The 13,763-nt window shown below is 66.8% G+C and carries 9 protein-coding genes; 6 read left to right on the top strand and 3 right to left on the bottom strand.

Annotated features, from left to right (window positions below):
• Complete coding sequence (locus CBY09_RS21825) at window positions 1–1,086, bottom strand: ABC transporter substrate-binding protein (protein WP_094291665.1); 1,086 nt, start codon at window positions 1,084–1,086, stop codon at window positions 1–3.
• A 243-nt stretch (window positions 1,087–1,329) separates the two neighbouring features.
• On the opposite strand from CBY09_RS21825, the gene uvrA reads away from it, so the two are divergent.
• The 3 genes from uvrA (at window position 1,330) to CBY09_RS21810 (ending at window position 8,463) form a co-directional block, all read left to right on the top strand.
• On the top strand, window positions 1,330–7,203 hold the full coding sequence (uvrA, locus tag CBY09_RS21820) for an excinuclease ABC subunit UvrA (protein ID WP_094291664.1): 5,874 nt from the start codon (window positions 1,330–1,332) through the stop codon (window positions 7,201–7,203).
• 156 nt (window positions 7,204–7,359) lie between these two features.
• Window positions 7,360–7,866, top strand: a complete 507-nt coding sequence (locus CBY09_RS21815; RefSeq protein ID WP_094291663.1) for a hypothetical protein — start codon at window positions 7,360–7,362, stop codon at window positions 7,864–7,866.
• Window positions 7,867–8,115: 249 nt separating this feature from the next.
• Window positions 8,116–8,463 carry a hypothetical protein gene (locus CBY09_RS21810; protein WP_094291716.1) on the top strand — a complete coding sequence of 116 codons (348 nt, stop codon included), beginning with the start codon at window positions 8,116–8,118 and terminating at the stop codon, window positions 8,461–8,463.
• A gap of 42 nt (window positions 8,464–8,505) precedes the next feature.
• Here CBY09_RS21810 and ctlX read toward each other — a convergent pair whose 3' ends face one another.
• On the bottom strand, window positions 8,506–9,465 hold the full coding sequence (gene ctlX / locus CBY09_RS21805; RefSeq protein WP_094291662.1) for a citrulline utilization hydrolase CtlX: 960 nt from the start codon (window positions 9,463–9,465) through the stop codon (window positions 8,506–8,508).
• A gap of 140 nt (window positions 9,466–9,605) precedes the next feature.
• On the opposite strand from ctlX, the gene CBY09_RS21800 reads away from it, so the two are divergent.
• The 3 genes from CBY09_RS21800 to CBY09_RS21790 all read left to right on the top strand — a co-directional run bounded on the left by CBY09_RS21800 (window position 9,606) and on the right by CBY09_RS21790 (window position 12,697).
• The gene (locus tag CBY09_RS21800; RefSeq protein ID WP_015015737.1) at window positions 9,606–10,037 is read left to right on the top strand and encodes an Lrp/AsnC family transcriptional regulator; all 432 of its coding nucleotides are present in this window, start codon (window positions 9,606–9,608) and stop codon (window positions 10,035–10,037) included.
• Between the two features lie 111 nt (window positions 10,038–10,148).
• Complete coding sequence (locus CBY09_RS21795; protein ID WP_094291661.1) at window positions 10,149–11,111, top strand: Bug family tripartite tricarboxylate transporter substrate binding protein; 963 nt, start codon at window positions 10,149–10,151, stop codon at window positions 11,109–11,111.
• 77 nt (window positions 11,112–11,188) lie between these two features.
• Complete coding sequence (locus CBY09_RS21790; RefSeq protein ID WP_094291660.1) at window positions 11,189–12,697, top strand: NYN domain-containing protein; 1,509 nt, start codon at window positions 11,189–11,191, stop codon at window positions 12,695–12,697.
• 3 nt (window positions 12,698–12,700) lie between these two features.
• Here CBY09_RS21790 and CBY09_RS21785 read toward each other — a convergent pair whose 3' ends face one another.
• A complete protein-coding gene (locus CBY09_RS21785; RefSeq protein ID WP_094291659.1) occupies window positions 12,701–13,759 on the bottom strand; it encodes a PfkB family carbohydrate kinase in 1,059 nt (352 codons plus the stop codon).
• Window positions 13,760–13,763 lie beyond the last annotated feature (4 nt).

The raw sequence follows: 13,763 nt of genomic DNA, 5'->3' as shown, positions 1-13,763 counted from the left end.
TCAGCGGCGGAAGCGCCCGTCCGTGCCGATGATGGCCAGATCGGCAAAATCCAGCCCGGTATGGTCCTCGGGGCTGAAGTTCACCTCCAGCCCGCCCAGGTCCAGCTTCTTGATGCTCTCCAGGGCAGTCTGGATCTTCTCGCGGGTGGGCTTGGGGCCCGCGCGCTTGAGGCCTTCGACCAGCACCTTGGCGGCGGCAAAGCCCTCCAGCATGGCGGGGCTGATTTCGGTGAGCCCCTTGGCCTTGGCCAGCTCCTGGGCTTCCTTGACCATCGGGTAGGTCACGGCACGCTCGTTGGGGAACACTTGGGTCACGATCACGCCTCGGGCGTTGGCCCCCAGGCTCTTGATGAAGCCGCTGGAGGCATTGTTGGACAGCGTCACGATCTGCGCGGCCGAACCTGCCGTGCGCAGGGCGTTGGTGGCGTCCACCACCGCAGAGCCCGAGGCCACCATCAATACCGCCTGCGCATCGGCCTTGGCCACCTTGGCGGCAATGGGGGCGAAGTCGGGCTTGGCGCGGTCAAATTTTTCGGACACCACGGCGGTCAGCTTGGCGGCCGTCAGGCCCTTCTGTGCGCCCTGGATGCCGTCCGCGCCAAAGCTGTCGTCTGCATACACCAGTGCCACGCGGGTGATCCCCATGGAGGCGAGGTGGGTGATCGCCTTTTCCGCTTCGCGCTGGTAGGTGGCGCGCACATTGAAGATGTATTTGCGCACCGGCTGGTGCAGCACCATGGCGCCGGTGGATGGTGCCACCAGCACCACGCCGTGTTTGTCCAGCAGCGGCAGGATGGCTTCGGTGTGGGGGGTGCCCCGGTTGAGGAACAGGGCAGAGACGTTCTTGTCCTCGATCAGCGTGCGGGCGTTTTCCGCTGCCAGCTTGGGGTCGAACTTGTCATCCAGGGAGATCAGCTCGATCTTCTGGCCATTGACCCCGCCTTTGGCGTTGATGGCGTCGATGTACAGCAGTGCGCCGTCGGTGGTCTCTTTTACCCCGGCGGCGACCTGGCCAGAGAAGCCGGCCGTCTGGCCGATCAGGATCTGGGCATGGCTGGCTGCACTGGCCGCAAGCGCCAGGACCATGCCAGCCGCCCGCAGTTGCCATTGTTTTGTCATGGCGGTCTCCTCTAGTTTTGTGTGGAGGCCGCAGTCTAAACGGATGTTTCCGGCCAGAACACCCGCTTTTCCCTAGCCGCTGCCCCATTGCGCCCGCTTTGTCCACGGTCAAAAGCACCGCAGCGCGTCCCGGGGGTAATCGGCACGCGCGGGCGCAAACCCGAAGCGCGTCCCTAGAATGTTCCGCCTCACCCCAGAAAGACCGCCTCCATGACCCAGGGACTGATCCGTATCCGCGGCGCACGCCAGCACAACCTCAAAAATCTGGACCTGGACATCCGCACCGGCGAACTCACGGTGGTGACCGGCCCGAGCGGCTCGGGCAAGTCCAGCTTGGTGTTCGACACGCTGTACGCCGAAGGCCAGCGCCGGTACGTGGAGACCTTCAGCGCCTACGCGCGCCAGTTCCTGGACCGTATGGACAAACCGGCCGTGGACAAGGTCGAGGGCGTGCCTCCGGCCATTGCCATCGACCAGACCAACCCCGTGCGCTCCAGCCGCTCCACTGTGGGCACGATGACGGAGCTGAACGACCACCTCAAGCTGCTGTTTGCGCGCGCGGGCCAGTTGTTTGACAAGCAGACCGCGCAGCCGGTGCGGCACGATTCGCCCGAGACCATTTATGCCGAGCTGCAGCAGCGCAGTGCCGCTGCAGGCGACCCGCGCATCGTGCTGACCTTCCCGGTCGAGCTGCCTGCCAACACATCGGCCGAACAGGTCGAACAATGGCTGTCCGCCAGCGGCTTCACCAAGGTGCAGGCCGAGCGCGAGGTGGCCACGCCCACCGGCCCGCGCAAGGTGCTGGATGTGGTGGCCGACCGCTTCCGCCTGGGCAACGCCGAGAAGGCACGGGTGATCGAAGCCATCGAGGTGGCGTTGAAGCGCGGAACCGGGCGCTTGAATGTGTACCGCCTGGTGGATGAGGGAGAGCCGGAACTCTGGAGGTTCTCGACAGGCCTGCACTGCCCCGACAGCGACCTGCGCTACGGCGACCCCATCCCCTCCATGTTCTCGTTCAACTCGGCCGTGGGCGCCTGCGACAGCTGCCGGGGTTTTGGCCGCGTGATCGGTGTGGACTACGGCCTCGTCATCCCCAACGACAAGCTCACGCTGCGCGCGGGCGCCATCAAGACCATCCAGACTCCCGCCTGGCAAGAGGCGCAGGACGACCTCATGCGCCATGCCGAGGCCGCAGGTATCCCGCGCGACACGCCCTGGTACAAGCTCACCGATGACCAGAAGAAATGGGTGATCGGCGGCGCCCCTGGCTACAAGGAAGGCCAGTGGAGCAAGCAGTGGTATGGCATCAAGCGCTTCTTCGAATACCTGGAGAGCAAGGCCTACAAGATGCACATCCGTGTGCTCTTGTCCAAGTACCGCAGCTACACGCCGTGCCCCACCTGCGCGGGTGCACGCCTCAAGACCGAGAGCCTGCTCTGGCGCATCGGCCGCAAGGAAGACGCCGACGCGGTGCTGGAGCCCGGCAAACGTTTCATGCCCGAGGGCGTGCAATGGTCGCGTGAGCAACTCGAAGCGCTGCCCGGCCTGTGCCTGCACGACCTGATGCTGCTGCCCATCGACCGCCTGCGCCAGTTCTTTGCGCGCATGCAGCTGCCCGTGGGTGACGATGCCAAGGGTGGCGACGCGCAAGCGCTGAAGCTGCTGCACGAAGAAATCACCACGCGCCTGCAGTACCTGTGCGACGTGGGCATTGGCTACCTCACGCTCGACCGGCAAAGCCGCACCCTGAGCGGCGGCGAGGTGCAGCGCATCAACCTCACCACGGCCCTGGGCACCAGCCTGGTCAACACGCTGTTTGTGCTGGACGAGCCCAGCATCGGTCTGCATCCACGCGACATGCACCGCATCACCGAGGCCATGCTGCGCCTGCGCGATGCGGGCAACACCTTGGTGGTGGTGGAGCATGACCCGGCCGTGATGCTCGCGGCGGACCGCATGATCGACATGGGCCCCGGCCCGGGCCGCCTGGGCGGTCAGATCGTGTTCGACGGCACCACGGCGGATTTGCGCAAGGCCGACACCCTCACCGGTGCCTACCTGGGCGGCCGCAAGCATGTGGGCTTTGGCTTCAAGCGCATGGTGACGGAATCGACCCCGCGCCTCATCCTGGAAGGCGCGCGCGAGCACAACCTGAAGGATGTGACGGTCGAATTTCCGCTACAGCGCCTGGTCACCGTGACCGGCGTGAGCGGCTCGGGCAAGTCGAGCCTGATCCAGGACGTGCTGGCCCCTGCGCTCTTGCGCCACTTCGGCAAGGCCACCGACAGCCCGGGCGCGCATGAGCGCATGCTGGGCGCGGACCATTTGTCGGACGTGGTTTTTGTGGACCAGTCTCCCATCGGCAAAACCGCGCGCTCCAACCCGGTGAGCTACGTGGGCGCGTGGGACAGCATCCGCGAGCTGTTTGCCGTGGCACCGCTGTCCAAGCAGCGCAGCTACACCGCCGCCAAGTTCAGCTTCAACAGCGGCGATGGGCGCTGCCCCACCTGCGGCGGCTCGGGCTTTGAGCATGTAGAGATGCAGTTCCTGTCGGACGTGTACCTGCGCTGCCCCGACTGCGATGGCAAGCGCTACCGCCCCGAGATTCTGGAGATCACCATCGACCGGGGCGGGCGCACGTTGAACGTCGCCGACGTGCTGGCCCTCACGGTGGCCGAAGCTGCCGCCTTGTTCGCGGACGACCGCGACGTGATCCGCGCGCTGCAGCCCATTGTGGACGTGGGGCTCGAATACGTCGCGCTGGGCCAGCCGGTGCCGACGCTCAGTGGCGGTGAAGCGCAGCGCCTCAAGCTGGCTGGCTTCCTGGCCGAGGCGGCAAAGACAGCCTCCAAATCCCGCCAGGCCGTGGCGCGCAAGGGCACGCTGTTCCTGTTTGACGAGCCCACCACCGGCCTGCACTTTGACGACATCGCCAAGCTCATGCGCGCATTGCGCAAGCTCATCGATGCGGGGCACTCGCTCATCGTCATCGAGCACAACCTCGACGTGATCCGCGCGAGCGACTGGCTCATCGACCTGGGCCCCGAGGGTGGCGACGGCGGTGGCCTCGTCGTAGCCGAGGGCACGCCCGAAGACGTGCGGGCCCACGCTACATCCCACACCGGGCAGGCGCTGCGAGACTACGAACTGGCACTGGGCGTGGGCGGCCATTCAGTGCACGAAAAAGCTGCAGAGCTACGAAAAAGAGAGCTGCTTGCGCTTGATGGACAAGCGCTAGAGGCCAAAAATGCCATTGAAATCGTCAACGCCAAGGAACACAACCTCAAGAACCTGAGCGTGGACATTCCGCGTGGCAAGTTCAACGTGGTGACGGGTGTGAGCGGCTCGGGCAAGTCCACGCTGGCGTTCGACATTTTGTTCAACGAAGGGCAGCGCCGGTACCTCGAATCGCTCAATGCCTATGCGCGCAGCATCGTGCAACCTGCGGGGCGGCCCGAGGTGGATGCGGTGTACGGCATCCCGCCCACCGTGGCCATCGAGCAGCGCCTGTCGCGCGGCGGGCGCAAGTCCACCGTGGGCACGACCACCGAGGTGTGGCACTTTTTGCGGCTTCTGTACGTCAAGCTCGGCACGCAGCACTGCGTGAACGACGGCGCCGCCGTGCAGCCGCAAACGCCCGAGAGCATCGCCGCGCAGCTGCTCACCCAGTTCCGCGGCCAGCACATTGGCCTGCTCGCGCCGCTGGTGATGAACCGCAAGGGCGTGTACACCGAGCTGGCCGACTGGGCGCGCCCGCGCGGCTACACGCACCTGCGGGTGGACGGCAACTTTTTGCCCACCACCAACTTCCCGCGCATCGACCGCTTCAAGGAGCACACCATCGAGCTGCCCGTGGCCAGCCTCGATGTATCGCCCGAGAACGAGGCCCAACTCCGCACTGCGCTGGCCGATGCGCTCACGCACGGCAAGGGCGTGGTGCATGTTCTCTCAGGCATCACAGGCCTGCGCGAAGCCATGGAGAGCGGCCAGCCCACGGCGGGCATTGGCACGCTGCAGGCGTTCTCCACCAAGCGTGCCTGCCCGGTGTGTGCAACGAGCTATGCCGAGCTGGACCCGCGCCTGTTCAGCTACAACAGCAAGCACGGATGGTGCCCCGACTGCGTGGGCACGGGCGTCAAGCTCACCAAGGACCAGCGCAAGGTGTTTGACGACTCGGTGCAGGACGACAAGGAAAAAGGCCGCGAGCAGACCTTTGCCGAGCCCGAGGTGGAAGACCTGGCCGACACGGCCTGCCCCACCTGCAGCGGCACCCGTCTGAACGCCACGGCCCGCGCTGTGCAGTTTGCGGGCGTGGGCATCACCGACATTGCCGCGCTGTCCGTCACGGACGTGCGCCGCTGGGTGGAGACCCTGCGCGTGGAAGGCGGCATGACGGCCCGCGAGGCCGACATCGCCCGCGACCTGGTGCCCGAGATCCAGAGCCGCCTCGAATTCCTCGAGGAAGTGGGCCTGGGCTACCTCACGCTCGACCGGGGCGCGCCCACGCTCAGCGGTGGGGAGGCCCAGCGCATCCGCCTGGCCGCGCAGCTGGGCAGCAACCTGCAAGGCGTGTGCTACGTGCTCGACGAGCCCACCATCGGCCTGCATGCGCGCGACAACCAGATCCTGCTCAACGCTCTGCACAAGCTCGGCGACAAGGGCAACACGCTGGTGGTGGTGGAGCATGACGAGGACACCATCCGCCGCGCCGACCACATCATCGACATTGGCCCCAGTGCTGGCAAACGTGGCGGGCGCCTGGTGGCGCAGGGTTCGGTGAAAGACCTCACGGCCGCCGAAGATTCTCAAACCGGCCGCTACCTTCTGCACGCGATGAAGCACCCGCTGCAACTGCGCCGCAGCATGGTGGCGGGCGAGGTGAGCGCCGAAGCCACGGCCGCGTTCGCGCAGGCTGAAGCCGCAGCGCCCACGGGCCGCCAAAGCGCCGCCGTGAAGAAGCGTGCCGCCCAGGCCGCTGCGCTGGCCGCCGATGCACTCACCGAGGCCAAGGAGCGCGCAGCCATGCGCTGGCTCACGGTGCACGGCGCGCAGCTGCACAACCTGCAGAACGTCACAGCCACCGTGCCGCTGCACCGCCTGGTGGCGGTGACGGGCGTGAGCGGCTCGGGCAAGTCCACCCTGGCGCGGGATGTGTTGTTGGCCAACGTGCAGGCCTGGGTGCAGCAGCGCAGTACCAAGGCAGGGCGCGATTCCATGGATGCAGGCAAGGCGCCGCCGCTGGTGGGTTGCTCGGGGCTGTCGGGCTTCGAGAGCATCGACCGCGTGCTCGAAGTGGACCAGACGCCCATCGGCAAAACGCCGCGTTCCTGCCCCGCCACCTACATCGGCTTCTGGGACACCATCCGCAAGCTGTTTGCCGAAACGCTGGAGGCCAAGGCCCGTGGCTATGCCGCCGGGCGCTTCAGCTTCAACACCGGCGAAGGCCGCTGCCCCAGCTGCGAAGGCGCGGGCGTGCGCACCATCGAGATGAGCTTTTTGCCCGATGTGAAGGTGCCCTGCGAAACCTGCCACGGCGCGCGCTTCAACCCCGAAACGCTGGCCGTGACCTGGCGCGGCAAGAGCATTGGCGATGTGCTGCAGATGGAGGTGGACGAGGCGGTGGACTTCTTCGCCACCATGCCCAGCATTGCGCACCCGCTGCAACTGCTCAAGGACGTGGGCCTGGGCTACCTCACGCTGGGTCAGCCGTCGCCTACGCTCAGCGGCGGCGAGGCGCAGCGCATCAAGCTGGTGACCGAGTTGACCAAGGTGCGTGACGAGGTGGGCCGCCGGGGCCAGAAGGCGCCGCACACGCTGTATGTGCTGGACGAACCCACGGTGGGCCTGCACATGGCCGATGTGGACAAGCTCATCCGCGTGCTGCACCGCCTGGTGGATGGCGGCCACAGCGTGATCGTGATCGAGCACGACCTGGATGTGATCGCCGAGGCCGACTGGATCCTGGACCTGGGACCGGAGGGTGGCAACGCGGGTGGGCGCATCGTGGCGGCCGCTACGCCGGAGCAGGTAGTGGCGGCAGGCACGCACACGGGCAAGGCGCTGGCGCCGGTGCTGGCGCGCTGAGCTGCGCGAGGGGGGCGAGGGCGCACAGCCCCGTCGGCCGCTGTCCTACGCGCAGCGCGGAACATGGCGCACGCGGTGTGCGGCATGGGCTTCCTACGATGGGTTGCAGGGGATTCGCTCCCCACTTTCCATCCACATCCAAGGACGCCCATCGCCATGAATACGCTCCATTTCCTCAAGACCTGTACCGCTCTCGCGGCCACCTCCGTGTTGCTGGTCGCCTGCGGCGGCGGCAATGACGACGACCCGACACCTAGCAATGAGCCCGGTGTGCTCACGGTGAGCAATGCCACCCTCGATGGCCTCAATGGCGTCTATGGCAACGGCGCGCTCAACCTCACCGAGGTGGACAAGAAGAACCCCATCGGCTCCACACCCGAGCTGTGCACCTTCCGCTTTGATGGCGCCAACAAGGTGGGCTCGTCCGCCACGGCCTTTGGCGACATCCGCTACCGCCCCGATGCCACCAGCCTGCACCAGGTGTTCCTGACCTTTGACGGCAAGGAATACGGCAGCGGCGAAGCGACGGACACCGCCGTGGTGCGCGAGAGTGATCAGGTGCGCTTCACCGGCAAGACGCTGACGGCCACCGATGGCTCCGGCGCCACGCTGCGCGTGAGCGGCATCGTGCCGATGCGTCCCAACCGCCCCCAGGGCTGCTGAGCCTGCATTTCGACACACCCATTGTTTGTCTCCCTCCCGGCCCTTCGGCCGGTTCAGCCTCTGCTGCAATCGTGGCAGGGGCTTTTTTGCTTGCGCAAGGGCCGTGGCAGGCCGCTGTCCTGCGGGTGGTGCTGCATGCTGGGCGGGCGCGTGGCCCCTGCGCTTTCGGAGCGCGCCGAGCTGTGCTGGCGGCACAATGCAGCGGTGTTTTTGCGGCGCCGTGGCCGCGTTGCACTTTGCCCGTCGCCCATGCCAATACCACCTTCTCACCGACCCACCGTGGTCTGGCTGCACCCCGAGGCGCCGCCCAAGCCTGCCGAAGGCGCGCCCTGCAACGGCTGCGGCCTGTGTTGCCTGGCCGAACCCTGCCCGCTGGGTGTGCTGGTCTCGCGCCGCCGCAAGGGCGCTTGTGTGGCCCTGCGCTGGAGCGATGCGGACCAGCGTTACTGGTGCGGCATGGTGGCCGACCCGGGCGGCGTGACGGGGCTCACCCAGCCCTGGGTGGTGCGAGTGATGTCGGCACTGGCGCGGCGCTGGATTGCATCGGGCATTGGCTGCGATGCGCGGCTGGATGTGGAGCCGCCTTCTGACGGGTAGATTTGGTTTGCTATCAAATATATAGCTGTAAAGGTATGACTATCAGGCGGTAACGGCATTTTTTGCTTGAAAAATATCCCGCCGTGCCAGGTGGATGCCCGCCAGCATGCAGCGCACCGACCCACCCGCCAGCTCGATGGTGGGCACGGCCAGGGGCAGCAGCGTGGCGCTGCGGTTGATCACGGCCCTTTGGGCGGGCGACAGGCTGGCGGCCGCGCGCGTTGACATTGCCAGCACCCGGCCCTGGGAGCCCTGCAGCTCCAGCGCATTGCCTGCAAATTCGCCGATCTGCCAGGGGCTCAGCTCCACCAGCTCCCGCCCCGTTTCGCGCAGCCGTGCGCGCACGGCGTGGCGCCGCGCGGGGTCGGTGATCAGGTCGAAGCCGCCCAGTGCAAAGTCGGTGCCCACGCACAACATCACGTTGGTGTGGTAGCAGGCCCGGCCCTCGGTATCGGCCGTGGCAAAGGCCATGGGCTCGTAGTTGAAGTGGGTGCAAAAACGCTCCAGCGCCACCGGGTCGGCGCGGTTGGATTGCGCGGTGTAGGCGATGCGGTGGATGTGGTCGAGCACCATCGCGCCCGTGCCTTCCAGAAACATGCCGTCGGCTTCCAGACCCGAGTAGTCGATCACGTCCTGCACGCGGTACTCGGCCTTGAGCAGCTCGATCACGTCGCTGCGCCGCTCGCGGCGGCGGTTCTCGGCACACATGGGGTAGATGGCCACATGCCCGCCCGCGTGGGTGGAGAACCAGTTGTTGGGGAACACCGCATCGGGCGTGTGGCGCTCGCCCCGGTCGTCGAACAGGTGCACGCGCACACCGGCGCCCTGCAGCGCCGCAGCGGCGGCAGTGACTTCGGCAAAGGCGTGGCGTGCAATGTCATCGGCGGCCAGGCCCGTGGTGCGCGCCTGGAAGCTGTTGTCCCCAGCGGTTTCTGGGTTGGGGTGGAAGTGGTGGGGGCGCACCATCACGACGGCGCTGGGGGCTTGGATGGAGGGGGGCATGGTGGTTGGGGGGACGCCGCAAGCGCGGGGTGGTAGAAGCAAAGAAGGCACCATTTTCTGAACAGCGCATGCTATTCAATAGCACCATGATTGTTCAAAATGCGCTAAAAAATGCCGATCTGACGGTTGCAAGACCCACCATGACCAAACTCGACGACACCGACCGCGAAATCATCAGCATCCTGCGTGCCGACGCGCGCACCCCCGTGGCCACGTTGGCGCAAAAGCTGCGCGTGTCGCGCGGCACGGTGCAGAACCGGCTGCACAAGATGGAGGAGAGCGGCGTCATCACCGGCTACACCGTGCGCCTGCGGCCCGATTCCGAACCCCAGCGCATCCGCGCCTGGATGAGCATTGCGGTCGAAGGCAATGCCGCCCCCGCCGTGATCCGCGCTCTGCGCGGCGAGCCCACGGTGGGCACGCTGCACACCACCAACGGCCGCTGGGACATCGTGGCCGAGGTGCGCGCCGAGAGCCTGGAAGCATTTGACGCAGCCCTGGGCCGCATCCGCCTCACGCCGGGCATTGCCAACACCGAGACCAGCATCCTGCTCTCGACCTACAAGGCGTGACCATCCCGGTGGCGCCTTGGCGACATGGGCTAGGGGGTTTCCGCATGCCCTCGCAGCAAGGGCTGCAGTTCAATGGCGAAGTCTTTGTTTTTGCTTTTCAGGAGCCCCGCCATGCAACGTCGCCAGATCATCCAATGGGGAGCCGCCAGCCTGGCTGCCCCCGCATTCCTGGCACAGGCCCAGAGCTTTCCCAACAAACCCATCAAGCTGGTCATCGCCTTCCCGGCCGGCGGCCCCACCGACATCACCATGCGCGCGCTGGCTGACAACGCCAGCAAGATCCTCGGGCAGACCGTGATTGTGGAAAACAAGCCCGGCGCGGGCGGCACCTTGCCTGCCCAGGCGCTGCAGACGTCGCCTGCTGACGGTTACACCGTCGCGCAGATTCCGCTGGGCGTGTTCCGCCTCCCTTACACCACCAAGATCAACTGGGACCCGGTCAAAGACATCAGCTACGTGCTCAACGTCACAGGCTACGCGTTTGGCCTGGTGGTGCCCGCCGACTCGCCACTCAAGACCTGGACGCACTTCGTGGCCTGGGCCAAGGCCAACCCCGGCAAGCTCAGCTACGGCTCCACCGGCACCATGACCAGCCCGCACCTGACCATGGAGCTCATCGCCCAGCAGCTGGGCCTGGAGCTGCTGCACGTTCCCTACAAGGGCAGCGCCGACCTCATGCAGTCCATCCTGGGCGGGCAGATCATGGCGGCGGCCGACTCCACCGGTTTTGCACCGCAGGTGGAAGCGGGCAAGCTGCGCGTGCTCAACACCTGGGGTGCCGAGCGCCTGGCCAAGTTCCCCGATGCACCCACGCTCAAGGAACTGGGGCTGAATCTGGTGCAGAACTCGCCCTTTGGCATCGGTGCACCCAAGGGCACGCCCGATGCGGTGGTCAAGCGCCTGCACGACGCCTTCAAACAGGCCATGGAGCAGGAGAGCTACAAGACGGCCCTGGCCCGCTACGACATGGTGCCGATGTACATGAGCACGTCGGCGTACAAGAAGTTTGCGCAGGACACGTTCACGCGCGAGAAGGCGCTGGTGGAGAAATTGGGCTTGGCCAAACCCACCTGAGGCCACTCCCTTCGGAGGGGGCAATGCGTTCCGTGTGATGATCCGTCCCAACTTTGAACGGAACACCACGAGCATTTATGGCATCCCCCTCCGACAGCATCAGCATGGCCCTGTTCTGCGACTTTGAAAACGTCGCCCTGGGCGTGCGCGATGCGCAGTACGAAAAGTTCGACATCAAGCCCATCCTGGAGCGCCTGCTGCTCAAGGGCTCCATCGTGGTCAAGAAGGCCTATTGCGATTGGGAGCGCTACAAGGGCTTCAAGGCCACCATGCACGAGGCGAACTTCGAGCTGATTGAAATCCCCCATGTGCGCCAGTCCGGCAAAAATTCGGCCGACATCCGCCTGGTGGTGGACGCGCTGGACCTCTGCTACACCAAGTCGCACGTCAACACCTTCGTCATCATCAGCGGCGACTCGGACTTCTCGCCACTCGTCTCCAAGCTGCGCGAGAACAACAAGCAGGTGATCGGCGTGGGCGTGAAGCAGTCCACATCCGACCTGCTGATCGCCAACTGCGACGAGTTCATCTTCTATGACGACCTGGTGCGCGAAAACCAGCGCGCGCAGGCTCGACGCCAGAGCCCTGGCAGCAACCCGCCACCCGCACCCCGCCGCAGCCCCGAAGAAGAGCGCAGCCGCAAGGAAAACCAGGACGCACGCCGCGCCCAGGGTGTGGAGCTGGCCGCCGAGACCTTTGAAGCCCTGCTGTCCGAGCGCGGCGACACCGGCAAGATCTGGGCCTCGGTGCTCAAGGAGGCGATCAAGCGCCGCAAGCCCGATTTCAGCGAAGGGCGTTACGGCTTCCGCACCTTCGGCAACCTGCTGGAAGAAGCGCAGGCGCGTGGGCTGCTGGAGTTTGGGCGCGATGAAAAGTCGGGAGCGTATGTGTACCGCAGCCATGGTGGGCCAAGCGCCCCATCCGCGCCCGCACGGCCTGAAGGTACTGGAGAGCGTACCCATGAGCGCGCCAGCCAGGGCGGCGCCACGCGGCATGACTTTCATGCGGTGGCGACGGCACCTGATCTGCGCTCTGACAGCAGCGAAGGGCATGGCGCGCCGGGCCGCAGCCGGGGGCGTCGTGGTGAGGGCGCAGACCGTGCAGACACGCGCCCCACGCAGCGCAACGAACACGCTGAGTCCGAGCAGGCCGATGCCCCCTCCGAGCGCCCGGCCAGCCGTTACTTCAGCCAGCCTGTGGCTCCTGAAGCGGCGCCGCCAGAGCCGGAGATCGACACCACCACCACACCGCAAAAAGAGCTGCGCTCCGAGGTGGAAAAGGGTGAGAACACGCCGGTAGGTGGTGCGTCCATCGAGGCTGATGGCTCCGAAGCTGCCACCCCTCGCCGCAGCCGCGCTCGCAGTGGAGACAGCGCAAAGTCGGGCGCCAGCTCCCGCAAAGCGGCCACGCCCCGTGCACGCGGAGTGCGTGCTGGGGTAGGTGCCGGCGATGCGGCCAACGCCGAGTCGCCCGCCGCTGCGCCCGAGACCTCTGCCGCAGAGGCGGAAGGCACCACACCCGCCAAGGCGCCCGCTGCCCGCCCCCGCAGCCGGGCACGTAAACCGGCAGCCAAGCCGGCCGAGTAAAGGCTACCGGCCCGCTGCGGTCGCTGGGCGCCGCAACGCCAGCCGCTCTTGCACTTCTTCGTAGCGGGGTGGCGTGCAACCCGCCCGCTCCACACAGTGGCTGGCGCTGGCCAGCGCGTGGTGCAGCACTGCGCTCAACCGGGCTTCGGTGACGGGAGCCGTCAGGCCGCCCAAGCGTTGGGCCAGCGCTTCCTCCCCCCGCTGGGGCCCGGCCAGCAAGGCCGTGATCAACCCCGCCAGAAAACAGTCGCCCGCGCCTACCGTGTCCACCACCGTGATCGGTGCTTCTTCGCGCGCACGCACGGCCAGGCCATCGCGCTGCAGCAGCCAGGCGCCGTTTGGCCCCAGGGTCAGGGCGAGCCATTGGGCCTGTGTTTGCTGCTGCAAATAGTGGGCACGTTCCAATGCGTTGGCGCCCGGCACAGCCAGCGCCTCCAGGTCATCGTCGCTCACCTTGATGAGATGGGCGTGCTGCAGGGCGCTCATCACGTTGGCGCGGTAGGCCTCCGCTTCGTCCACGGCCGACAGGCGCAGGTTGGCATCCACCGCCACCATGCGGCCCGCAGCGCGTTGCGCTGCCAGCCAGGGCTGGTAAACGGCAGCGTCCTGTGCCACCAGCGCCAGGCAGCCCGTGGCCACTACCTGCAGCTCAGGCAATGCGGCGCAGGCGGCCGTCAGCGCGGCGGCCGTCACCTGGCGGTCGGCCACGCCGTCGCGGTAGAAGCTGTAGCTGGCCTTGCCCTCGGCATCCAGCGCGGCCAGCGCCAGCGCGCTGGGCGCGCGCACCGGCGTGGGGGAGGCCAGGGCCACGCCCGCATCGTGCAGGCCACGCGCCAGTTGCCGCCCCAGCATGTCGCCCGACAGCGGGTTGAGGTACAGCGTGCCCACGCCCTGCAGGCCCAGCGCGCGGGTGAGGTTGTAGACCGCGCCGCCCGCGCAGGGTTTCAGGCGGCCGTCCGGCTCTTCGATCAGGTCAAACAGGGCCTCGCCCGCCGTGGCCACCCGCAGCGGCGGTGCGGTGTGGGCGGGGCTGGAGTCGGCGGACTGGATAGGGAAAACCATAAGT

Origin of the sequence: Acidovorax kalamii, from assembly GCF_002245625.1 — a bacterium.
Taxonomy (GTDB): domain Bacteria; phylum Pseudomonadota; class Gammaproteobacteria; order Burkholderiales; family Burkholderiaceae_C; genus Acidovorax; species Acidovorax kalamii.
This window is presented reverse-complemented; position numbering and strand designations above follow the sequence as displayed.